This is a genomic window from Sinorhizobium sp. 22678, from assembly GCF_052044265.1.
Classification (GTDB): Bacteria; Pseudomonadota; Alphaproteobacteria; order Rhizobiales; family Rhizobiaceae; genus Sinorhizobium; species Sinorhizobium meliloti_A.
Genome location: NZ_JBQEMS010000009.1, coordinates 95820 through 117025, shown reverse-complemented (window position 1 = coordinate 117025; position 21206 = coordinate 95820). Strand labels below are relative to the sequence as shown.

Sequence of the window (21206 nt, the reverse complement as noted above, 5' to 3'; positions counted from 1 at the left end):
CCACCTTGCGTGCCGGCAAAGCCGCGGGTGACGGCCTTTGCGTTCTTCCCAAAAAACGCGGTAGACGGGGCGGATCAGCGAGAAGGATCATCCGATACCATGGGAGGGTTGGCGGGATGATCCATCGTTGGCTATCTTGATGCCTCGACTCCGAGTTTTTGCAGGTTTCCTGCAAGACCGGGCGTGATATGAAGAATTATCGCGGTTGCAACATGAATGGCTTCTGAACGGCGTATTCATATGGCCTGGCGGGTTGCGCGGCGCGTTTTTGATTCGAGGATGCTCTATGAATATTACGTTGCTCGTACAGTTTCTGGCGCTACTGGAAGAGATGAAGACGCGCGAGGAGATCCTGCCTGAGTTCGAGCGGCTGCTCGACCGGTGCGGTTTCGACTTCTACGGCATCGTGCGTCAGCCGAAACCGCACGAGAATCCGCTGAGACTTCTTCTGGCCGGACGCTGGCCGGAGGGCTGGCCGCAGATCTACATCCGCAAGAAATACGTCGTCATTGATCCGACTATCCGCTTCCTCGGGCATGCCCAGCGCGGCTTCCGCTGGCGCGACACGCTCGTGGCCTTCCGCTCGGACCCGCACCGCAAGCGCATGGAAAGCATGATGGTCGAGGCCCGCAATCACGGCCTCTTCGACGGCTATATCTTTCCGGTGCACGGCCGGCGCGGGCTCATGGGCAACCTGACCGTGGGCGGCCGGGTGGTCGACCTGAGCCCGGTGGAGTTGAGCCTTTTCGACGCCATCGCCAAGCGGCTGTTCTGGAAGCTGCTCGAACTCACCGATCCGGAGATCATGGCGGAACTCGTCTCGCGCGTCGAAGTCCAGATGACGCGGCGCGAAATGGAGGCGCTCCACTATCTCGCCGACGGCATGACATCGAACGACATCGGCAAGGTCCTCGACATTTCCAGCCACACGGTCGACTGGTACATGAACGGCATCCAGGAAAAGTTGAAGGCGAAGAACCGGCATCACGTCGTGGCGATCGCCTTCCGCCTGGGACTGATCTCCTGACGACCCGCGCTCCTGACCGAATGGGTCAGCATTCGTGTCGCATCTGAAATTGCGCTTCATTCCTTGACTCGCTAATAGTTCTTTTCGCGGGTGCAGCATTCCCGCGTGTCCAAGTCTATGAGGAGTCCGACTTGTCCATTTCCAAGATCCTTGTTGCCAACCGTTCCGAAATCGCCATCCGCGTCTTCCGCGCGGCCAATGAGCTGGGGCTTAAAACGGTCGCGATATGGGCTGAGGAGGATAAGCTGGCGCTGCACCGCTTCAAGGCGGACGAGAGTTATCAGGTCGGGCGCGGGCCGCACCTTCCCCGCGACCTCGGCCCGATCGAGAGCTACCTGTCGATCGACGAGGTGATCCGCGTCGCCAAGCTGTCCGGCGCCGACGCCATACACCCGGGCTATGGCCTGCTCTCCGAAAGCCCGGAATTCGCCGAAGCCTGCGCTCAGAACGGCATCACCTTCATCGGCCCCAAGCCGGAGACGATGCGCCAGCTCGGTAACAAGGTCGCGGCCCGCAACCTGGCGATCTCGATCGGCGTGCCGGTCGTACCGGCGACCGAGCCTCTGCCGGACGATCCGGAAGAGATCAAGCGACTGGCCGAGGAGATCGGCTATCCGGTCATGCTCAAGGCGTCCTGGGGCGGCGGCGGCCGCGGCATGCGGGCGATCCGCGACCCCAAGGACCTGATCCGCGAGGTGACCGAGGCCAAGCGCGAGGCCAAGGCCGCCTTCGGCAAGGACGAGGTCTATCTCGAAAAGCTGGTCGAGCGCGCCCGTCACGTCGAAAGCCAGGTCCTCGGCGACACGCACGGCAACGTCGTCCACCTTTTCGAGCGCGACTGCTCGATCCAGCGTCGCAACCAGAAGGTCGTGGAGCGGGCGCCGGCGCCCTATCTCGATGATGCGCAGCGCCAGGAACTCGCGGATTATTCGCTGAAGATCGCCCGGGCGACCAACTATGTCGGCGCCGGCACCGTCGAGTATCTGATGGATTCCGACACCGGCAAGTTCTACTTCATCGAGGTCAATCCGCGCATCCAGGTCGAGCACACGGTCACCGAGGTCGTCACCGGCATCGACATCGTCAAGGCGCAGATCCACATTCTCGACGGCTTCGCCATCGGTGCGGCGGAATCGGGCGTGCCGCGCCAGGAGGACATCCGCCTCAACGGCCATGCGCTGCAGTGCCGTATCACGACGGAAGACCCGGAGCAGAACTTCATTCCGGATTATGGCCGCATCACCGCCTATCGCGGCGCCACCGGCTTCGGCATCCGCCTCGACGGCGGCACGGCCTATTCCGGGGCGGTGATCACCCGTTACTACGATCCGCTGCTCGAGAAGGTCACTGCCTGGGCGCCGAACCCGGGCGAAGCGATCCAGCGGATGATCCGTGCGCTGAGAGAATTCCGCATCCGCGGCGTGGCGACCAACCTCACCTTCCTCGAGGCTATCATCAGCCACCCGAAGTTCCAGGACAACAGCTATACGACGCGCTTCATCGACACGACGCCGGAATTGTTCCAGCAGGTCAAGCGCCAGGACCGCGCCACCAAGCTTCTCACCTATCTCGCCGACGTCACCGTCAACGGCCATCCGGAAGTCAAGGGCCGGCCGAAGCCCTCCGACGATATCGCCGCGCCGGTCGTGCCGTTCATCGGCGGCGAGGTGAAGCCCGGTACGAAGCAGCGCCTCGATCAGCTCGGTCCGAAGAAATTCGCCGAATGGGTGAAGGCGCAGCCGGAGGTGCTGATCACCGACACCACGATGCGTGACGGCCACCAGTCGCTGCTCGCCACACGCATGCGCACCTACGATATCGCCCGCATCGCCGGCACCTATGCGCGGGCGCTGCCGAGCCTCTTCTCGCTCGAATGCTGGGGCGGCGCGACCTTCGACGTCTCGATGCGCTTCCTGACAGAGGACCCGTGGGAGCGGCTGGCGATGGTGCGCGAGGGTGCGCCGAACCTGCTCCTGCAGATGCTTCTGCGCGGCGCCAACGGCGTCGGCTACAAGAACTATCCGGACAATGTCGTCAAATATTTCGTCCGCCAGGCCGCGAAAGGCGGCATCGACGTCTTCCGCGTCTTCGACTGCCTGAACTGGGTCGAGAACATGCGCGTCGCGATGGATGCGGTGGCCGAGGAGGACAGGATCTGCGAGGCGGCGATCTGCTATACCGGCGACATCCTCAATTCCGCCCGGCCGAAATACGACCTGAAATACTACACGGCGCTCGCCGCCGAACTGGAAAAGGCCGGCGCCCATATCATCGCCGTCAAGGACATGGCCGGGCTATTGAAGCCGGCCGCCGCCCGGGTGCTGTTCAAGGCGCTGAAGGAAGCGACCGATCTGCCGATCCATTTCCACACCCACGACACTTCGGGCATTGCCGCGGCCACCGTGCTCGCGGCGGTCGAATCCGGCGTCGACATCGTCGATGCGGCGATGGACGCGCTCTCCGGCAACACCTCTCAGCCCTGCCTCGGCTCGATCGTCGAGGCGCTGTCCGGCTCGGAGCGCGACCCGGGCCTCGATCCGGAATGGATCCGCCGCATCTCCTTCTATTGGGAGGCGGTACGCCATCAATATGCGGCCTTCGAAAGCGACCTCAAGGGACCGGCTTCGGAAGTCTATCTGCACGAGATGCCGGGCGGCCAGTTCACCAATCTGAAGGAGCAGGCCCGCTCGCTCGGCCTCGAGACCCGCTGGCACGAGGTGGCGCAGGCCTATGCCGACGCCAACCGGATGTTCGGCGATATCGTCAAGGTGACGCCGTCTTCCAAGGTCGTCGGCGACATGGCGCTGATGATGGTCTCCCAGGATCTGACGGTCGCCGATGTCGAGAATCCGGGCAAGGACATCGCCTTCCCGGAATCGGTCGTCTCCATGCTCAAGGGCGATCTCGGCCAACCGCCGGGCGGCTGGCCGGAGGCGCTGCAGAAGAAGGCGCTCAAGGGCGAAGAGCCCTATGACGCGCGTCCGGGCTCGCTTCTCGAAGACGCGGATCTCGACGCCGAGCGCAAGGGCATCGAGGAGAAGCTCGGCCGTGAGGTGACCGATTTCGAGTTCGCCTCCTACCTCATGTATCCGAAGGTCTTCACCGATTATGCGGTAGCCTGCGAAACCTACGGCCCGGTCAGCGTGCTGCCGACGCCCGCCTATTTCTACGGCATGGCGCCGGGTGAGGAACTCTTCGCCGACATCGAAAAGGGCAAGACGCTCGTCATCCTCAATCAGGCGCAGGGCGAGATCGACGAGAAGGGCATGGTCAAGATGTTCTTCGAAATGAACGGTCAGCCGCGGTCCATCAAGGTACCCGACCGCAATCGCGGCGCCTCGGCCGCCGTCCGCCGCAAGGCGGAAGCCGGCAACGCCGCCCATCTCGGCGCGCCGATGCCGGGCGTGATCTCGACCGTCGCGGTGGTCTCCGGCCAATCGGTCAAGGCCGGCGACGTGCTGCTCTCCATCGAGGCGATGAAGATGGAGACGGCGCTTCATGCCGAGAAGGACGGCGTGATTTCCGAGGTGCTGGTAAGGGCCGGCGATCAGATCGATGCGAAAGATCTGCTGGTCGTGTTCGGGGGTTAAGCACCGCCCGATGCCTCAAATGTCATAGCTCATCGGCGCGCTCAGGGAGGCGATGAATCGCTTCGTCCGCTCGCGCTCCGGCGTCGAGAAGATCTTGCGCGGGGGACCGCTTTCGACGACGACGCCGCCATCCAGGAAGACGACGTGATCGGCGACGCGGGAGGCGAGGCGAAGGTCGTGGGTCGCCATGATCATCGTGGTGCCTTCCCGCGCAAGGCGGCTCAGGACCTCCACCACTTCTTCCGCCAGTTCCGGATCCAGCGCCGAGGTCGGCTCGTCGCAAAGGAGCACGCGCGGCGAGGGAGCAAGTGCCCGGGCGATCGCGACGCGTTGCTGCTGGCCGCCGGATAGCGTGGCCGGCCAGGCATCCGCCTTATGCGCCATTCCGACCTTCTCCAGCAGCTCGAGCGCCCGGGTGCGGGCCCGGTCGGCCGGCCACTTGAGGACGGTGACGAGGCCTTCCATCACATTGCCGATCGCCGTCTGGTGCGGGAAAAGCTGGAAGTTCTGGAACACCATTCCCGTCTGACGGCGCAGTCTCTGGATCGCCTGCCAGCCGACCTTCCGGCCTTCCGCGAATTCGAGCCGGTCGTCGCCGAGGCGGATTGCCCCCGCCGTCGGGATCTCCAACAGGTTGACGCAGCGCAGCAGCGTGCTCTTGCCGCCGCCGGACGGTCCGACGAGCGCAGTCACGCTGCCTTCCGCGAGCGAGACGCTGATGTCGTTCAGCACGGTGTTGGTGCCGAAGCGCTTGACGATGTGGAAGAGCTCGATCATGCGCGCGCCTCCAGGAAGCCGCCATAGCGGGCGAAGCGCTGCTCCAGTTTCCCCTGCAGCGCCGAAAGGACGGAACTCATGACAAGATAGATCAGGGCGGCTTCGATGTAGAGGATCAAGGGTTCATAACTGGTGGCGACGATGCGCTGCGCCGTCTGGAATAGCTCCGGCACCGTGATCGCGGCGGCGAGCGAGGTGTCCTTGACGAGCGAGATGAAGGTGTTCGACAGCGGCGGAACGGCGACGCGGCCCGCCTGCGGAAGGATCGTCCGGCGCATCGCCTGGCTCCAGCTCATGCCGATCGAATAGGCCGCTTCCCACTGCCCCCTCGGAACCGACGAGATCACCGCGCGGATGATTTCGGAACTGTAGGCGCCGATATTGAGCGTGAAGCCGATCAGCGCTGCGGGAAAGGCGTCGAGCAGTATGCCCATGCTCGGCAGGCCGTAGAAGATGACGAAGAGCTGCACGAGCAGCGGCGTGCCGCGGATCACCCACACATAAAACCGGGCCACGGCCGCGAAAGGAGCCGGAGCAAACAGCCGGACGACGGCGGTGACAAGGCCGAGAGCCAGGCCGAGGGTGAAGGAGAGGAGCGTTAGCGGGATCGTGAAGATCAGCCCCGCCCAGAGCAGGGCCGGCAACGAATCCGCCATCAGTTGAAGCCAGTGGGGCAAGGGAGAACCTTTCAAAACACGCGATCCGTCCCGGATGCCGGGACGGATCGCGATTCATAAGCAGGATGGGGAAAGGTGTGAAGCCCACATCCGTGCAACTTGAAGAGCGGGGGCGGTTGTTCGACCGGTCGCGCTTCCGCAGGCCCTATTTCGAAACGTCGGCGCCGAAATATTTCTGCGAGATCTTCTCATAGGTGCCGTCGGCCTTGATCTCGGCCAGCGCCTTGTTGATCGCTTCGAGCAGCTCCGGCTCGCCCTTGCGGATGATGATGCCCGAATAATCGGCATCGGGCTTTTCGGCGGCGATCTTCACATTCGCATCCGGCTTCTGCTTCTTGAAGTCGAGGAAGGAAAGGCTGTCATTGATGGTCGCGTCGGCCCGGCCCGTCAGCACGAGCTGGATCGACTGGTCGAAACCGTCGGTTCCGACGAGCTCTGCGCCCGAGGCTTGCGCGAGCTTGCCGAAGTTGCTGGTCAGCGACTGTGCCGACTTCTTGCCCTTCAGGTCGGCGAAGTCCTTGATCTCCTCGTCGTCGCCGCGGACGATCAGCACCGCCTTGGAGGCGATATAGGGTTCGGAGAAGTCGTATTTCTTCTTGCGTTCCTCGGTGATGCCGACCTGGTTGATGACCGCGTCGTAACGGTTTGCGTCGAGGCCGGCGATCAGGCCATCCCACTTGCCTTCCAGGAATTCCGGCTTGACGCCGAGGCGCTTGGCGACTTCCTGGCCGATCTCGACGTCGAAGCCGACGAGAGCGCCGCTCGCGTCATGATAGGTGAAGGGGGCGTAAGTGCCCTCGGTGCCGATCTTCAGCACGCCTGCGGACTTGACCTCGTCCAGGTTCTGCCCCGCCTCAGCGGGAACGAAGGCGGCGAGTTGCAGGAGGGCGGCAGCAAAAAGCATCGGAAGGAGTTTCATGGTTGTTTTCCAGTTCTGGTTCTCCGGCCGTCATCCGGATTGCAGCGAATTTCGCATAAACCCGCCAGTTTCCAAGCGTATAAAAGACCAATTCCGAACGGTTTCGATGAAGATTTTTCCTCAGATGGCCGATTCCCCCCGAAAACGCTGCGGCGTGAAATGTTCCGCTGCGTGCCTGCGGTTTTGCGGCAGGCGGGATTGAAAGCCGTGGTTGGGAGTGATAATCACGTTTCCATCGATTCATGCACGATTATGCACGGTTTCAGGATGTCCATCGATCTGCTGCTGCGAGAGAGAAAGAGTCTGATCCAGGAAAGGCTCAGAACCGAGGGCCGGGTGCTTGCGGCCGATCTCGCGCGCGAATTCGGCGTGTCGGAAGACACGATCCGCCGCGACCTGCGCGAAATGGCCGCCGCCGGTCTTTGCGAGCGCGTCTATGGGGGAGCGTTGCCGGTTGCGCCCGACGCGGGCTCGCTCGTGGCCCGGATATCGCGCGCGCCCGAACGGAAGGCGGCGCTGGCGCGGGCTGCGGTCGCCTTTCTGAGGCCGCGCATGACCGTGTTCCTCGACGCCGGCTCCGCCAATCTGGCGATTGCGCAGGCGATCGGACCGGACCTCCCCGCGACGATCATCACCAATACGCCGCCGGTCGCGGCGGCCTTGATGGAGAAGCCGGGCATCGAAGTCATTCTGGTGGGCGGGCCGCTGAACCGCGCTGTCGGCGCGGCGGTCGGTGCGCGGGCGCAGCGCGATGCCGAGCTCTTGCGGCCCGATCTCGCGATACTCGGAACCTGCGGTGCGGATGCCGAAGCAGGGCTGACCGCGTTCCACTTCGAGGATGCGGAATTCAAGCGGCTGATCGCTTCCAGGAGCCGCGCCCTGCTTGCGGCCGTCACGACCGACAAGCTCGGTACCGCTGCGCCGCATCCGGTGGTCGCCATAGACGGTGCCTCCACGCTCGTTCTCGAGGCGGATGCGCCGGAAGCCCATGTCGCGGCCTTCACGGCGCGGGGGGCGAACGTCGTTCTCGCGAAGGAGCCCATCCGGTGATCCGCGATCCCGACGGCAATCTCATCGAAATCACCAATTGAGCCGGACGATCCGGCAGCGGAAGGTTAACCCATGGATCAGCGTACAGATTCCGCCCAGAAAGCCGTTGGCCGGCAGGGCTATATGTCGAAAAACCGGCTAGCCGTGTCTCTCCTGTTTCTGATGAACGGCTTCGTCACCGGAAGCTGGGCGCCGAAAATCCCGGAGTTCAAGGAACGCCTCGGCATCGGCGAGAGCGTTCTGGGCCTTCTCATCCTCGGTTTCGGCATCGGCTCGCTGGTGCTGATGCCGATTGCCGGCGGCTTCATCGCCCGTCTCGGCTCGCAGAAGGTGGTCAAGGTCACGGCGATCATCCTTTCACCGCTGCTTCTCCTTCTGACGCTTCTGCCGAATCTGTGGACGGCAGCACTCGGCATGTTCCTGCTCGGCGGCTTCGTCGGCGCGATGGATGTGGCCATGAATGCCAATGCCGTCGAGGTAGAGAAGTCGATGCGCCGTGCAATCATGTCCTCGTGCCATGCCTATTGGAGCCTCGGCGGGCTGATCGGCGCCGGGATCGGCGGCTTTCTGATGGCCCGCTTCGGCGTGCTGCCGCATGCGATCGTCGTCACCTGTCTGTGCCTTGCGATACTCGCGGTTGCCTGGCCGATGATCCTTGCCGACCGACCGCATCCTGCGGCAACCAAAGAGAAGCTCAGGCTGCCGATGACACCGCTGCCCTGGCTGATCGGCATCATGGCGCTTTTCTCGATGGTGCCCGAGGGTGCCGTTCTCGACTGGGGTGCACTTTATCTGAAGGATGAACTCGGCGCCTCCGTCGAGCTTTCAGGCTTCGGTTTTGCGGCCTTCTCGGCGACCATGGCGGCGATGCGCTTTGCCGGCGATCACGTGCGCGACCGGCTCGGCGCCACTCTGACCCTGCGCATCTGCACCGTGACCGCTCTCGTCGGCATGGTGCTGGCCGGTCTCGCTCCCAATGCCGTTCTCGCGATCCTCGGTTTTGCGCTTGCAGGCATCGGCATTTCCAACATGGTGCCGATCGCCTTTTCGGCCGCCGGCAATATGCCGGGTCTGCAGCCGGGCATCGGGCTGTCGGTCGCGACCACCATGGGCTATTCCGGCATGCTGTTTGCGCCCTCATTGATCGGCTTCATCGCGGAACACAGCGGCTTCGCGATCATCTTCGCCTGTGTCCCCGTGCTGTTCATCGTGGTGCTGCTGCTTTCGCATCACGCCGTTCATGCGGATCATGGCAAGGGGTGATCGTCCTTCGGGCGGGGCGCAGACCGGCGCAAGCGACTGCTCGCGTAGCCGCTGCCATCAATTCGCCGTCAGCGCGTGATGTTGCCGTTGACAAGCGGGCGTTCCTTCGCCACCTGAAAAGTGAAAGTATCGGGCGGTCCGTGCGCGTTCCGCTCTGCAGCAACGGACCCAAGAAGAGGCCTTCATGTCTTCTGCCTTCGATTTCGAGCCACAGCCGCGCCGCGCCTCGGTCGCCGTCGATGTCGGCGGCGTGATCGTCGGTGGCGGTGCTCCGGTCGTCGTCCAGTCGATGACGAACACCGATACGGCCGATATCGATGCGACGGTGGCGCAGGTGGCCGCACTCCACAAGGCAGGTTCGGAGCTGGTGCGCATCACGGTCGATCGCGACGAGAGCGCCGCGGCCGTGCCGAAGATCCGCGAGCGGCTCCTGCGCCTCGGCATGGACGTGCCGCTCGTCGGCGATTTTCATTATATCGGGCACAAGCTGCTCGCCGATTATCCGGCCTGTGCCGAGGCGCTTGCCAAATACCGCATCAATCCCGGCAATGTCGGTTTCAAGGACAAGAAGGACAAGCAGTTCGCCGAAATCATCGAGATGGCGATCCGCTACGACAAACCGGTGCGCATCGGGGTGAACTGGGGCTCGCTCGATCAGGAACTGCTGACGCGCCTGATGGACGCGAACCAGGCGAATGGCTCCCCTTTGACGGCACAGCAGGTGATGCGCGAGACGATCGTGCAATCGGCGCTTCTCTCGGCGGAACTTGCAGAGGAGCTGGGCCTGCCGCGCAACCGCATCATCCTGTCCGCCAAGGTCTCGGGCGTGCAGGACCTGATCGCCGTCTATGCGATGCTCGCCGCCCGTTCCGACCATGCGCTTCATCTCGGCCTCACCGAGGCGGGCATGGGCACCAAGGGCATCGTCGCCTCTTCCGCCTCGCTCGGGATTCTGATGCAGCAGGGCATCGGCGACACCATCCGCATTTCCCTGACGCCCGAACCCGGCGGCGACCGCACGCGCGAGGTGCAGGTGGCGCAGGAGCTTCTGCAGGTGATGGGCTTCCGTCAGTTCATTCCGGTGGTCGCGGCCTGTCCGGGCTGCGGCCGCACCACCTCGACCGTGTTCCAGGAACTGGCCCAGAAGATCCAGGAGGATATCCGTGCGAGCATGCCGGTCTGGCGTGAGAAATATCCGGGCGTCGAGGCGCTGAAGGTCGCCGTGATGGGCTGCATCGTCAACGGCCCCGGCGAGAGCAAGCATGCCGATATCGGTATCTCGCTTCCTGGAACCGGCGAAATGCCGGCCGCACCCGTCTTTATCGACGGGCAGAAGGCGCTGACGCTGCGCGGACCGAAGATCGCCGAGGACTTTCAGCTTCTCGTCGCCGATTATATCGAGAAACGCTTCGGCCACGGCCAGGCGGCCGCGGAGTGACCAGGCGGCGCCTTCGCTTTCCGACGATCTGATAGCGCGCGTCAGACGCGCGCCGTCATCCCATCGGATGGGCTCAACGTCACGACATGATCAAGCCGCCATCGACGTTGATCGTCTGACCTGTGATGTAGGCGGCATCTTCCGAGGCGAGGAATGCGACCAGCGCTGCGACTTCGGCAGGCGTTCCGGCGCGCCCCATCGGGATGCCGCGGACCCACTCGGCCATCAGTTCGCCGGGGCCGTACTCACCGAGCATCTGACCCCAGACGCGGTCATTGTAATCCCACATCTCGGTGTGAATGATACCGGGGCAAATTGCGTTGGCTGTGATGCCCTCGCCAGCGAGTTCTTTGGCAAGGCTCTGCGTCAGGCCGACCACGCCGAATTTCGAGGCGGCGTAGTGCGGAGTATAGATGAAGCCTTGGCGGGCTTGGCCGGAGGCGGTGTTGATGAGTCGCCCTTTGGTTCCGCTGGCGCGGAAGCGGCGAATGGCTTCCTGGCAGCAGAGGAAGACGCCCTTGGTGTTCACGTCGAGATTGAGGTCCCACTCGCGCTCGGTGAGGTTTTCGACCTTGGCGATGGTGATGACGCCTGCGTTTTGGACGGATACGGATACCGCGCCCAGCTTCGCCTCGGCTTCACCATAGGCTTCCTGAACCGCTCGGACGTCGGTTACATCCAGCGTTAGTCCGATCACATCGGTGCCGGTCTCCTCAGCCAGTGTCTCGGCCGCCGCGGACGTATCCTTCTCGATTGCGGCGATGGCGACCTTTGCTCCCTCTTCGGCAAAGCGTTTGGCGATGCCGCGCCCGATTCCCTTGTTGCCGCCGGTGACGAAAACCGTTTGGCCTGCGAAACGTCTCATGGTTTTTTCCTCCATATGCGCAACGGGCCAAGACTGATCGCCGGATCAGGCCGTGAGCCGAGCTGCTGTGAACTTGTCGGTGACGAGCACATCGATAACGCCCAGTTTAAGCGCGCCGGCGATGGCTTGAGTTTTGGATTCTCCGCCCGCGAGCGCCATGACGCGGTCGGTCCTGCGCAGGTCTTCGAGCGAGATGCCGATTACGCGGTCGTTGAGCGGAGTTTCGACCGGCTTTCCGCCCTTGTCGTAAAACCGGTAGGAAATCTCGCCAACCGCCCCTGCCTCATGCAGCATCGCCATCTCCTGGCGGGAGAAGGTGTTGCCGGAGCGGGCGAGCAGCTCGGATGGTTCCACCGCGCCGATGCCGACGATGGCAAGGCTAAGGCGGCCGAAGAGGTCCATTGTTTCGCGCACGACCGGGTCGGCGAGCATGATGAGTTTCGCCTCGCGTGAGGAGGTGATGCCCTGGACGAGAAGCAGTCTCGGCTCGCCGCCGGTGAGTCTTGCGAGGCGCGCGGTCAGTTGCGTGGCATGGGTCTGCACCGAGGCGTCGCCCATGCCGCCGAGGATCTGAACGATGTACTTGGCCTTGGCGTTCTTCAACGGGTGGATGTTGTCGACCATGCGCAGAATGGTCTGACTCCAGCTCGAGACGCCGACAATCTCGTCCTGCTTCAGAGTGACTTCGAGGAAATGGGCGGCCGCCTCGCCGATACGTGCCATGATCGCCCCATCGCGATCCTCCGAACAGTCTATGACAATGGCTTCGGTCAGGCCGTAGCGCTCTCGCAGCGCGGTTTCCAGATCCGCGAAGGTGCCGGCCGGGGGGATGACCGTCGTGCGCACGATGTCTTCCTGCTCGGCGCGCTTCAGCATGCGCGAAACCGTCGCCTGCGACATGTGCATGATCTCGGCGATCTCCGCCTGCCTCTTGCTTTCGATATGGTACATCTGGGCAACGCGGGCGATCAGTCGAAGCTCGTTGAGCCGTCCCATTGGGGTCCTCCAGCAGTGAATTTTTATTCACTCATAATCGACGGACCTCGCACGGTCGAGCGGTAGATTGCGTCCTGCCAAATCACAAGGCGATCTGTGGCGTCGCATGCGCGCGGGAGGAGGGGATTGCCGGCGCGCGGCAGGGAAGCAACAGCGGCGAGATCGGGCCAGACGCCCAGCGAGAGACCCGCCAGATAGGCCGCGCCAAGAGCGGAGGCCTCAGGCGCGTCGCATTGGATAATGACGTGGCTTAGAGTATCGGCGACGCATTGCATCAGGAAGGTGTTCTTGCTCGGCCCGCCATCCGCGTAGAGACGGCCGAGCGGTGTCGGCGATTGCGCGGACATCGCCTTGAAGACGTCATGGACCTGGAAGGCCATCGAATCCGTGACCGCACGCGCCATCTGGGCGCGTGTCGTGTTAAAGGTGATGCCGGAAAACAGTGCTCGTGCATCGGCCTGCCAATAGGGTGCACCGAGACCCACGAAAGCCGGCACGAAACCCGGCCCTCCCGGCTCGGCGGTGGCGGCGAGATCGATCAGGGCCTGGACATCGGAAAGGCCGAGCATTTCGGTCATCCAGGGGAGGGCTGCGGCCGAAACGAGAATATTGCCCTCGAAGGCATAGGTCGGCCGGCCGGCGATCGACCAGGCGATCGTGGTCGTGATGCCCTGCTGGGGTGCGATGAAGCGAGGCAGAGTCGTCATGACCGACGAACCGGTGCCGAAGGTCACTTTGCCGTCGCCGGGATTAAAGGCGCCATGGCCGAAAAGCGCGGCATGGCTGTCGCCGATCGCTGAGGCGATCGGGATGCCGTCCTTCAGCCCCGGCACATTCTTCGTCACGCCGAAGCGGGCGGCGCTGTCGCGCACCTCGGGCAGGGCGGACTTCGTCACGCCGAACAAGTCGCAAAGCTCGTCGCTCCAGACTTGGTGGTTGAGGTCGTAAAGCTGGCTGCGCGCTGCATTGGCGGCATCGCAGGCATGGATCGCGCCATCCGTGAAGCAATGGATCAGCCAGGCGTCGATCGTGCCCAGTCGGACCTCGGGTCCTGCCGGCACGCGATCGAGCAGCCACTTCATCTTGGGACCGGGGAACATTGGGTCGATGGGGAGACCCGTGAGCGCCTGAACGCGTTCGGCATGGCCCGCGACGGTGAGTTCGGCGCAAGCAGGCGCGCTGCGGCGGCATTGCCAGCTGACCACCGGGCCGAGCGGCTTGCCCGTCACGGCATCCCAGACGGTGACCGACTCGCGCTGATTGGAGATCGCGATCCCGAGAATGTCGGCGCAAGGTCCCGTTTCCAGGCACGCGGCAATCGCCTCCAGAACCGATTCCCAGATGCGAAGCGGGTTCTGCTCCACCCAGCCAGGCTGCGGATGTTCGATGCCGACCGGAGATGCGCCACGCGAAAGGATCTCCCCGGTCGTCGAAACGAGCATGGCTTTGGAATTCGTGGTGCCCTGGTCGATGGCGAGAATGGCAGTCGTCATGGCGGCTCCGGCAGGCAGGAATTGTGGGCGCGGCAGGAGGATTGCCGCGCCCGGCACGAAAAATCTAATCGCGCGTGATCATGCGCGGGAAGGCTTCCGTGCGATCAATGCAACGGCCGCTTCGGCGATGGCGGCAGGGGACATGCCGAACTCGTCAAGCAGGAATTCCGCCGATCCGGTAGGCGCGAAGATGCCCGGAACGCCGAGAATCTTCATCGGCACGGGAGCTTCGGCCACGACGAACTCGGCGATGGCCGAACCGAGGCCGCCGAAGGTGGAGTGCTCTTCCGCCGTCAAGATCGCGCCGGTCTCGTGAGCGGCGGCCACGACGGCATCGATGTCAAGCGGACGGACCGTCGCCATGTTCAGCACGCGTGCCTCCATGCCCTCTGCCGCCAGCAGATCGGCGGCTTTCATCATGCGGTGTGTCACCGTGCCGTTGGCGACGAGGGTGATCGCGTCGCCGTCGCGCAGCAGGTTGGCCTTGCCTACTTCGAATGTGTGTTCAGCCGGCAGCAGGTCCGGAACGCCGACGCGCGACAGGCGCAGGAAGACCGGACCGTCATAGCGGGCGGCCCATTCGACGGCCGCGGCGGTCTCGATCGAGTCGCATGGCGCGATGACCGGAAGGTTGGGCAATACGCGGGTCCAGGCGAAATCTTCAATGGAATGGTGCGTCGGCCCAAGCTCGCCATAGGCCATGCCGGAAGAAATGCCGATGAGCTTTACGTTTGCGTTTGAATAGGCGATGTCGGCCTTGATCTGCTCCAGCGATCTGCCAGTGAGGAAGCATGCGGCGCCGCAGACGAAGGGCAGCAGCCCGCCATTGGCAAGGCCGGCGCCGACGCCAACCATGTTTTGTTCGGCGATCCCGACATTGACCAGCCGTTCGGGCCATTTGGATTTGAAGCCGCCGAGCTTCGAGGAGCCGACGGAATCGTTGCAGACGGCCACGATCCTGGAGTTCTCCGCGCCGAGGCGCTCCAACACGGCAACGAAGGCGTCGCGGCAATCATGCAGTTTGGGAGAGGTCATCACGTCCTTCATCACAGCGCCTCCGAGAGCTCAGCTACGGCAATCTGGTATTGTTCGGCATTAGGCACCTTGTGGTGCCAATCGACCTTGTCCTGCATGAAGGAAATACCATGGCCCTTGTTGGTATGGGCGACGATGCAGTGTGGGCGCTCGCCGCGTTTTTCCAGCGCCGGAACGATTTCGTCCATCGCGTTCCCGTTGATCTCGGTCACATCCCAGCCGAAGGCTTCGAGTTTGGCGGGGAATGGGGCGAGGTTGTTGGTGTCCTTCAGAGACGCGCCTTGCTGGAAGCGGTTGTGGTCGATGATCAGGGTCAAATTGTCGAGTCCGAACTGCGCGGCCGACGCGATAGCCTCCCAGTTGGATCCTTCCTGCATCTCGCCGTCACCGGTCAACACATAGGTGTGGTATTTCGCGCCTGTTACCTTTGCGGCCTTCGCCATGCCGACCGCCACCGGAAGGCCATGGCCGAGCGGGCCGGTATTGGTCTCGACACCCGGTACCTTGGTACAGTTCGGGTGCCCGTTGAGACGCGAATGCGGCTTCAGGAATGTGCTGATCTCTTCCTCCGGAATGAAGCCTCGCCGGGCCAACGTCACATAGAGCGCCAGCGCCACATGGCCTTTCGACAGCACGAAACGGTCGCGCTCCGGATGCTTCGGCTGTTCGGGCCGGATGCGCAGCACGCGAAAATAGAGTGCCGTCAGTATGTCTATGGCGGACATCTCCCCGCCGATGTGGCCGGCGCCGGCTTCGAAAACCGCTTGCAGATCGCGAAGGCGGATCTGTCGAGCGATGCGGTCGAGATCGTTCGGCTGCATGAAATCCTCTTGATGAATAATTATGCGATTGCACGTATACTTGCATTTCGATCCGGCAAGTCAAGCGAAAATGCGTTTCGTAACCCATGAAAATTCACCGCGTGGTCGTATTGACACGCCCACGATCTGTCATGTACGCATTTACACACAGTGATGAATAAATATGCCAACCGCCAGTCAGGAGGCGGATTATGCGGGAGGACGACGCATGCGGGCTGCAGTGCAAGAGAAGCAAGGGACTGCCGTGAGGCAGCTTCCGTCACTGAAGGGCGCGACCGGCCCGCTGATCGGGCTCATTGTGCTGTGCCTTTTCCTCACCTTCGCAACGGACAAGTTCCTATCGGCGCGGAATTTCCTCAATGTGCTCGACCAGATTACGGTGCTCGGCGTCATGGCCGTCGGCATGACTTTCGTCATCCTGATCGGAGGTATCGACCTTGCGGTCGGCTCGGTCATGGCGCTTGCGATGATGGTGCTCGGCTACCTCAACGTGGTGGCCGGCGTACCGATGTGGCTCGCTATTCCCCTGGCGCTCGCCGCCGCATCGCTAAACGGCCTCATCGCGGGCCTCCTCATAACGCGCTTCAACGTACCGGCCTTCATCGCGACGCTGGCGATGATGTCGATCGCGCGCGGCCTTGCGAACATGATTACCGACGGCCAGCAGATCATAGGCTTTCCGGCCTGGTTCAACATGATGGCCATCGTGCGCTTTGGCGACTTCCTGACGCTCACGGTTGCCGTGATGATCGTGGTCTTCATCGTGGGGCTTCTTTACCAGCGCTACCGGCATGGCGGGCGCGTGCTCTACGCCATCGGCGGCAATGCCGAAGTGGCACGCCTTGCTGGCATCAACGTCCAGCGCGCGACCGTGCTCGTCTATGTCGTCTGCAGCTTCCTCGCGGGCCTTTCCGGTATGGTGCTCGCGGCTCGTCTCGACTCGGTCCAGCCGTCGTCGGGCGTATCCTACGAGCTCGACGCCATCGCGGCGGTGGTCATCGGCGGTACCTCGCTTTCCGGCGGCACCGGCGGGATCGGCGGCACCATTATCGGCGTGCTCATCATCGGTGTCCTGCGAAACGGTCTCAACCTGCTGAGCGTGTCTCCGTTCATGCAGCAGGTGATCATCGGTGCCGTCATCGTGCTCGCCGTCACGGCAGAAACCTACCGAAAGCGGAAATAACGACTTTCGCCCCGCTGCCGAGGTGCGGCGGGGTGCTGAAAACGGCCAGCAATGGTGCAGGCCGGAAAAGGAGAAGGTGACTTCCTGCGAGGGCAGGGCGCCACCGGGCAACTCGGAGGAGAAACCATGAAACTTTCCACACTGCTGATAGCGGCAGCCGCCGCTTCGGGCCTTGCGCTTCCCGCATCCGCCGCCGAGGTCAAGAAGATCGGCCTTGCCGTTCCGAACCTCCAGGCCGACTTCTTCAACCAGATCAAGCTCGGGGTCGAAAAGCACGCCAGGGAAAAGGGCCTCGAAGTAGTCGTCGTCGACGCGAAGAACGACACCAACACGCAAGTCAGCCAGGTGCAGGACCTGATGATCCAGGACATCGATGCCTTCATCTATATCCCGGCCGGTGCCGCAGCCGCTGCCGTGCCGACCCGCCTTGCCCGCGAAGCCGGCATTCCGGTGATCAACGTCGATCGCGTTCCGGATGGCGCACCAGGCGACACCTTCATCGCCGGCGAGAGCGTCGAATCGGCCTACGCTGTCTGCAAGCACATCATCGAGAAGGCCGGTGGCTCGGGCAAGATGGCGATCATCCACGGACAGAAGGGCACGACGCCCGAAGTAGACCGCTTCACCGGCTGCAAGCGCGCCATCGACGAGAACAAGGGTGTCGAGCTGGTCGATCAGCAGTGGAGCAACATGTGGTCGGCCGACGAAGGCTTCTCGATCGCGCAGAACATGCTGCAGGCAAATCCGGACATCACGATCATTTTCGGCCAGGCCGACGGTCTCGCCATGGGGGCGGCCAAGGCGGTCGACGTCGCCAATCTCTCGGACAAGGTGATCATCGGCGGTTATGACGGCGACGTCTCGGCCCTGGAATACCTCGCCAAGTGCAAGGGGCCGTTCATCGCCACCGCCACGCAGAGCACGCAGAAGATGGGCGTTCTTGCCGTCGAATCCGCGCTTGCCGTTGCGGCGGGCGAGAAGGTCGAAGAACGTCAGACGCCAAATGCCGTGCTGACGACCTGCGACAACGCTCCGGAATTCGTAAAGAACCACCCGTAACCTGATAGCCGAAAGGCACCAGCGCCATGACGACCCGCTCTCCAATCCTGTCGCTCCGTCGAATCCAGAAGTCCTACGGTCCGATCAAGGTTCTCCACGGTGTAGATCTCGATATCTATCCGGGAGAGGTCGTGGCGCTGCTTGGCGAAAACGGTGCCGGAAAATCGACCCTGTCGAACATTATTTCCGGCACCGTGCAACCCTCGGCGGGCGAGATGACCTGGCTGGGGAGGGCCTATGCCCCCGCCGATCCCCGTGCTGCGCTGAACGAGGGGGTGGGCATGATCCATCAGGAATTGAAACTGCTTCCGAAGCTCTCCATCGCAGAGAATGTGTTCGTCGGTCGCTACCCGATGAAGGCGGGTCGGATCGATCGCAAGGCGATGGAAGACCGGGCGCGCAGCGGCCTTCACCGGCTGGGTCTCGATATCTCGCCGGATCGCCTCGTCGAGGGGCTTTCGACCGGCAAGCAGCAGCTCATCGAGATCGCAAAGGCACTGACGCTCAATGCGCGCCTCCTCATCCTCGACGAACCGACAGCCGCGCTCGGCGGCGAGGAGAGCCAGCTTCTCTTCCAGCAAATCGAACGGCTGAAGTCGGAGGGTGTCGGCATCATCTACATTTCGCACCGTCTGGAGGAAATCCGCCAGATCGCCGACCGCATCGTCGTGATGCGCGACGGCGCCAAGGTGCAGGAGTTCGAGAGTGGCGACGTACCGATACGCACGATCGTCGAGGCCATGGTCGGGCGCTCCCTCGAGCGCATGTTTCCGGCTCTTCCGGCGCCGACGGACCAGGTGACACTGGAGGTGCGAAAACTCTCGTCCCCGTCCAACGCCTTCCGAGACATCAGCTTCTCGGTTCGCAAGGGCGAGATTTTTGGCATTGCGGGCCTCATGGGAGCCGGCCGGACCGAACTCGTACGGGCCATCAGCGGCGCCGACCCCATCTCCGGCGGCGAGGTCCTGCTGCACGGCAGGCCCGTTACGCCCCGCTCGCCGATCGATGCGATCCGCAATGGCATCGTTCTCGTGCCGGAGGATCGAAAGCTCCAGGGTGTCGTGCTCGATCATTCGATTTCAGAAAACATCGGCTATGCCAATCTCGGCGAAATCTCCCGCGGCGGCTGGATCTCGTCGCGCCGTGTCCAGCAGTTCGCCGAGGACTGCATCAAGAAGTTTGGGGTAAAGGGCCGCGGCGGGCAGAGTGCGGGAGAGCTTTCCGGCGGCAACCAGCAGAAAGTGGTGCTCGCCAAATGGCTGGCGCGCAAGCCGCAGGTGGTCGTGCTTGACGAGCCGACGCGCGGCATCGACGTGGGCGCCCGCTCGTCGATCTACGATCTCATCATCGATCTGGCTCGCGAAGGCGTCGCGGTCATCGTGGTCAGCTCGGATCTCGAGGAGGTGCTCGGCGTCTCCAGCCGCATCCTGGTCATGGCACAGGGCAGGCAAGCCGGCATCCTGAATCGCGACGATGCGAACGACGTCTCGGTCATGGAACTCGCAACGACTTAAGCAGGAAGCCATTCATATGTCTCAAATCAGTCTCGACGCGCCGAGATTGTTCGATCTTTCCGGAAACGTCGCTCTCGTGACCGGCGCGGGCAGCGGTATCGGCCAACGCATCGCCATGGGACTCGCCCAGTGCGGTGCCGATGTCGCGCTGCTCGACCGCCGCACCGATGATGGTCTTGCGAAGACCGCCGGTTTCATCGAAAAGGCGGGACGTCGCAGCATCCAGATCGCCGCGGACGTCACCAGCGGTGCGGCGCTCAACGACGCGGTTGCGCGTACGGAAGCGGAACTGGGCCCGCTGACCCTCGCGCTTAACGCTGCGGGCATCGCCAATGCCAATCCGGCCGAGGAGATGGAGGAAGGTCAATTCCAGACTATGATGGACATCAATCTGAAAGGTGTTTTCCTTTCCTGCCAGGCGGAAGCACGCGCCATGTTGAAGAACGGCCGCGGTTCGATCGTGAATATCGCCTCGATGTCCGGCGTCATCGTAAATCGCGGTCTCAACCAGTGCCACTACAACGCCTCCAAGGCGGGCGTGATCCACATGACGAAGTCAATGGCGATGGAGTGGGTGGACCGCGGCATCCGCGTGAACACGATCAGCCCGGGCTATACGGCAACACCCATGAACACCCGGCCGGAAATGGTGCACCAGACCAAGCTCTTTGAGGAGCAGACGCCGATGCAGCGCATGGCGAGCGTGGACGAAATGGTCGGCCCGGCCGTTTTTCTCCTGTCCGATGCGGCGAGCTTCGTAACCGGCGTCGATCTTCTCGTCGATGGCGGCTTCTGCTGCTGGTGAAATCGCCGGGCAGGAGCTCCAATCAAAGCCGCGCCGTCAAAAGCTTGAAGCCGGCAAAGGCGAAGAAGCCCGCCATCAGGCTCTCGATGATCCGCCGCGATTTCAGATAGGCCCGATGGACCGGCGCGAGCGAGAAGACGATCGCGAAGCCGCAGAAGGTCACGAGACCGATCAGCATGCAGCCGACGATGAAGGCGGCGGTGACGCCGACCGGCGCTCCCTCCGGCATTCCGAGCGAAACCAGCATCATCCAGGCGAAGATCGCCTTCGGATTGGTCAGGTGGATCCCGAGACCTTTGAGGTAAAGCTTCTTCAGCGAGGAAGTCGGGGGCACACGAAGGGCGGACGGTCGGGCGTCGCCCCGCATCGCCGCTCTCAACGCATTATAGGCAAGCCAGAACAGGTAGCAGGCGCCGGCGATCTTCAGGACGATGATCGCCTGGCCATAGGTCCGGATCAGGGCCGATAGGCCGGAAGCCGTCAGCATCGCCCAGGTGTAGCTGCCGCTCAGCACGCCGAAGGCGAGCGCGAGGCCTGCGCTTCTCCCCCGGCTGATCGAGGTTGCGATGATCGCCAGAACCGCGGGCCCCGGCGAGGCAACGGCGATGACATAGGCCGTCCAGGCGACGAGGAGCTGCGGCAGATAGGGCGTAAGGTCCAGCATGACGGCGTCCGATTGTCCTTGCGGACAGTA

At 63.1% G+C, this 21206-nt stretch carries 18 protein-coding genes; 9 read left to right on the top strand and 9 right to left on the bottom strand.

The window, feature by feature from the left end; genetic code table 11:
* Nucleotides 1-286 precede the first annotated feature (286 nt).
* Complete coding sequence (locus ACTJKL_RS15550) at nt 287-1027, top strand: helix-turn-helix transcriptional regulator (protein WP_003535227.1); 741 nt, start codon at nt 287-289, stop codon at nt 1025-1027.
* A 131-nt stretch (nt 1028-1158) separates the two neighbouring features.
* Nucleotides 1159-4617: a pyruvate carboxylase gene (gene pyc / locus ACTJKL_RS15545; RefSeq protein WP_440853237.1), complete on the top strand. Its 3459-nt coding sequence runs from the start codon at nt 1159-1161 to the stop codon at nt 4615-4617.
* A 15-nt stretch (nt 4618-4632) separates the two neighbouring features.
* Here pyc and ACTJKL_RS15540 read toward each other — a convergent pair whose 3' ends face one another.
* From ACTJKL_RS15540 to ACTJKL_RS15530, 3 genes are all read right to left on the bottom strand, one after another.
* On the bottom strand, nt 4633-5394 hold the full coding sequence (locus ACTJKL_RS15540; protein WP_440853236.1) for an amino acid ABC transporter ATP-binding protein: 762 nt from the start codon (nt 5392-5394) through the stop codon (nt 4633-4635).
* Nucleotides 5391-6071 carry an amino acid ABC transporter permease gene (locus ACTJKL_RS15535; protein ID WP_003535752.1) on the bottom strand — a complete coding sequence of 227 codons (681 nt, stop codon included), beginning with the start codon at nt 6069-6071 and terminating at the stop codon, nt 5391-5393. The genes ACTJKL_RS15540 and ACTJKL_RS15535 overlap by 4 nt, the downstream gene beginning before the upstream one ends.
* A gap of 145 nt (nt 6072-6216) precedes the next feature.
* The gene (locus ACTJKL_RS15530) at nt 6217-6990 is read right to left on the bottom strand and encodes an amino acid ABC transporter substrate-binding protein (protein WP_440853235.1); all 774 of its coding nucleotides are present in this window, start codon (nt 6988-6990) and stop codon (nt 6217-6219) included.
* A gap of 252 nt (nt 6991-7242) precedes the next feature.
* On the opposite strand from ACTJKL_RS15530, the gene ACTJKL_RS15525 reads away from it, so the two are divergent.
* From ACTJKL_RS15525 to ispG, 3 genes are all read left to right on the top strand, one after another.
* Nucleotides 7243-8040, top strand: a complete 798-nt coding sequence (locus tag ACTJKL_RS15525; RefSeq protein ID WP_324762531.1) for a DeoR/GlpR family DNA-binding transcription regulator — start codon at nt 7243-7245, stop codon at nt 8038-8040.
* 72 nt (nt 8041-8112) lie between these two features.
* Nucleotides 8113-9303: an MFS transporter gene (locus tag ACTJKL_RS15520; protein ID WP_379938412.1), complete on the top strand. Its 1191-nt coding sequence runs from the start codon at nt 8113-8115 to the stop codon at nt 9301-9303.
* A 184-nt stretch (nt 9304-9487) separates the two neighbouring features.
* On the top strand, nt 9488-10741 hold the full coding sequence (gene ispG / locus ACTJKL_RS15515; RefSeq protein ID WP_338283698.1) for a flavodoxin-dependent (E)-4-hydroxy-3-methylbut-2-enyl-diphosphate synthase: 1254 nt from the start codon (nt 9488-9490) through the stop codon (nt 10739-10741).
* A 79-nt stretch (nt 10742-10820) separates the two neighbouring features.
* Here ispG and ACTJKL_RS15510 read toward each other — a convergent pair whose 3' ends face one another.
* The 5 genes from ACTJKL_RS15510 to ACTJKL_RS15490 all read right to left on the bottom strand — a co-directional run bounded on the left by ACTJKL_RS15510 (nt 10821) and on the right by ACTJKL_RS15490 (nt 15951).
* Complete coding sequence (locus tag ACTJKL_RS15510) at nt 10821-11606, bottom strand: SDR family oxidoreductase (RefSeq protein WP_018097435.1); 786 nt, start codon at nt 11604-11606, stop codon at nt 10821-10823.
* Between the two features lie 45 nt (nt 11607-11651).
* A complete protein-coding gene (locus ACTJKL_RS15505; protein WP_440853234.1) occupies nt 11652-12602 on the bottom strand; it encodes a sugar-binding transcriptional regulator in 951 nt (316 codons plus the stop codon).
* Nucleotides 12603-12625: 23 nt separating this feature from the next.
* Nucleotides 12626-14095, bottom strand: coding sequence for an FGGY family carbohydrate kinase (locus ACTJKL_RS15500; RefSeq protein ID WP_440853233.1), 1470 nt, complete (start codon nt 14093-14095; stop codon nt 12626-12628).
* A 78-nt stretch (nt 14096-14173) separates the two neighbouring features.
* A complete protein-coding gene (locus ACTJKL_RS15495; protein ID WP_440853232.1) occupies nt 14174-15142 on the bottom strand; it encodes a transketolase family protein in 969 nt (322 codons plus the stop codon).
* The gene (locus ACTJKL_RS15490; protein ID WP_440853231.1) at nt 15142-15951 is read right to left on the bottom strand and encodes a transketolase; all 810 of its coding nucleotides are present in this window, start codon (nt 15949-15951) and stop codon (nt 15142-15144) included. The genes ACTJKL_RS15495 and ACTJKL_RS15490 overlap by 1 nt, the downstream gene beginning before the upstream one ends.
* 208 nt (nt 15952-16159) lie before the next feature.
* Here ACTJKL_RS15490 and ACTJKL_RS15485 point away from each other — a divergent pair, with 208 nt between their 5' ends.
* The 4 genes from ACTJKL_RS15485 to ACTJKL_RS15470 all read left to right on the top strand — a co-directional run bounded on the left by ACTJKL_RS15485 (nt 16160) and on the right by ACTJKL_RS15470 (nt 20512).
* Nucleotides 16160-17134 carry an ABC transporter permease gene (locus ACTJKL_RS15485; protein WP_440853230.1) on the top strand — a complete coding sequence of 325 codons (975 nt, stop codon included), beginning with the start codon at nt 16160-16162 and terminating at the stop codon, nt 17132-17134.
* A 126-nt stretch (nt 17135-17260) separates the two neighbouring features.
* Nucleotides 17261-18193, top strand: coding sequence for a substrate-binding domain-containing protein (locus ACTJKL_RS15480; protein WP_440853229.1), 933 nt, complete (start codon nt 17261-17263; stop codon nt 18191-18193).
* A gap of 26 nt (nt 18194-18219) precedes the next feature.
* On the top strand, nt 18220-19707 hold the full coding sequence (locus tag ACTJKL_RS15475; RefSeq protein ID WP_018097428.1) for a sugar ABC transporter ATP-binding protein: 1488 nt from the start codon (nt 18220-18222) through the stop codon (nt 19705-19707).
* Between the two features lie 16 nt (nt 19708-19723).
* Nucleotides 19724-20512, top strand: a complete 789-nt coding sequence (locus tag ACTJKL_RS15470) for an SDR family oxidoreductase (protein ID WP_440853228.1) — start codon at nt 19724-19726, stop codon at nt 20510-20512.
* A gap of 22 nt (nt 20513-20534) precedes the next feature.
* Here the strand turns inward: ACTJKL_RS15470 and ACTJKL_RS15465 are convergent, their stop codons facing one another.
* On the bottom strand, nt 20535-21176 hold the full coding sequence (locus tag ACTJKL_RS15465) for a LysE family translocator (RefSeq protein ID WP_018097426.1): 642 nt from the start codon (nt 21174-21176) through the stop codon (nt 20535-20537).
* Nucleotides 21177-21206 lie beyond the last annotated feature (30 nt).

Coding starts and splice junctions, on each gene's coding strand:
- ACTJKL_RS15525 (WP_324762531.1), top strand. CDS start 7,243: ATGCACGGTTTCAGGATGTCCATCGATCTGCTGCTGCGAGAGAGAAAG.
- ACTJKL_RS15470 (WP_440853228.1), top strand. CDS start 19,724: ATGTCTCAAATCAGTCTCGACGCGCCGAGATTGTTCGATCTTTCCGGA.
- ACTJKL_RS15520 (WP_379938412.1), top strand. CDS start 8,113: ATGGATCAGCGTACAGATTCCGCCCAGAAAGCCGTTGGCCGGCAGGGC.
- ACTJKL_RS15490 (WP_440853231.1), bottom strand. CDS start 15,951: ATGCAGCCGAACGATCTCGACCGCATCGCTCGACAGATCCGCCTTCGC.
- ispG (WP_338283698.1), top strand. CDS start 9,488: ATGTCTTCTGCCTTCGATTTCGAGCCACAGCCGCGCCGCGCCTCGGTC.
- ACTJKL_RS15495 (WP_440853232.1), bottom strand. CDS start 15,142: ATGAAGGACGTGATGACCTCTCCCAAACTGCATGATTGCCGCGACGCC.
- ACTJKL_RS15505 (WP_440853234.1), bottom strand. CDS start 12,602: ATGGGACGGCTCAACGAGCTTCGACTGATCGCCCGCGTTGCCCAGATG.
- ACTJKL_RS15550 (WP_003535227.1), top strand. CDS start 287: ATGAATATTACGTTGCTCGTACAGTTTCTGGCGCTACTGGAAGAGATG.
- ACTJKL_RS15530 (WP_440853235.1), bottom strand. CDS start 6,990: ATGAAACTCCTTCCGATGCTTTTTGCTGCCGCCCTCCTGCAACTCGCC.
- ACTJKL_RS15465 (WP_018097426.1), bottom strand. CDS start 21,176: ATGCTGGACCTTACGCCCTATCTGCCGCAGCTCCTCGTCGCCTGGACG.
- ACTJKL_RS15480 (WP_440853229.1), top strand. CDS start 17,261: ATGAAACTTTCCACACTGCTGATAGCGGCAGCCGCCGCTTCGGGCCTT.
- ACTJKL_RS15485 (WP_440853230.1), top strand. CDS start 16,160: ATGCGGGCTGCAGTGCAAGAGAAGCAAGGGACTGCCGTGAGGCAGCTT.
- ACTJKL_RS15475 (WP_018097428.1), top strand. CDS start 18,220: ATGACGACCCGCTCTCCAATCCTGTCGCTCCGTCGAATCCAGAAGTCC.
- ACTJKL_RS15500 (WP_440853233.1), bottom strand. CDS start 14,095: ATGACGACTGCCATTCTCGCCATCGACCAGGGCACCACGAATTCCAAA.
- ACTJKL_RS15540 (WP_440853236.1), bottom strand. CDS start 5,394: ATGATCGAGCTCTTCCACATCGTCAAGCGCTTCGGCACCAACACCGTG.
- ACTJKL_RS15510 (WP_018097435.1), bottom strand. CDS start 11,606: ATGAGACGTTTCGCAGGCCAAACGGTTTTCGTCACCGGCGGCAACAAG.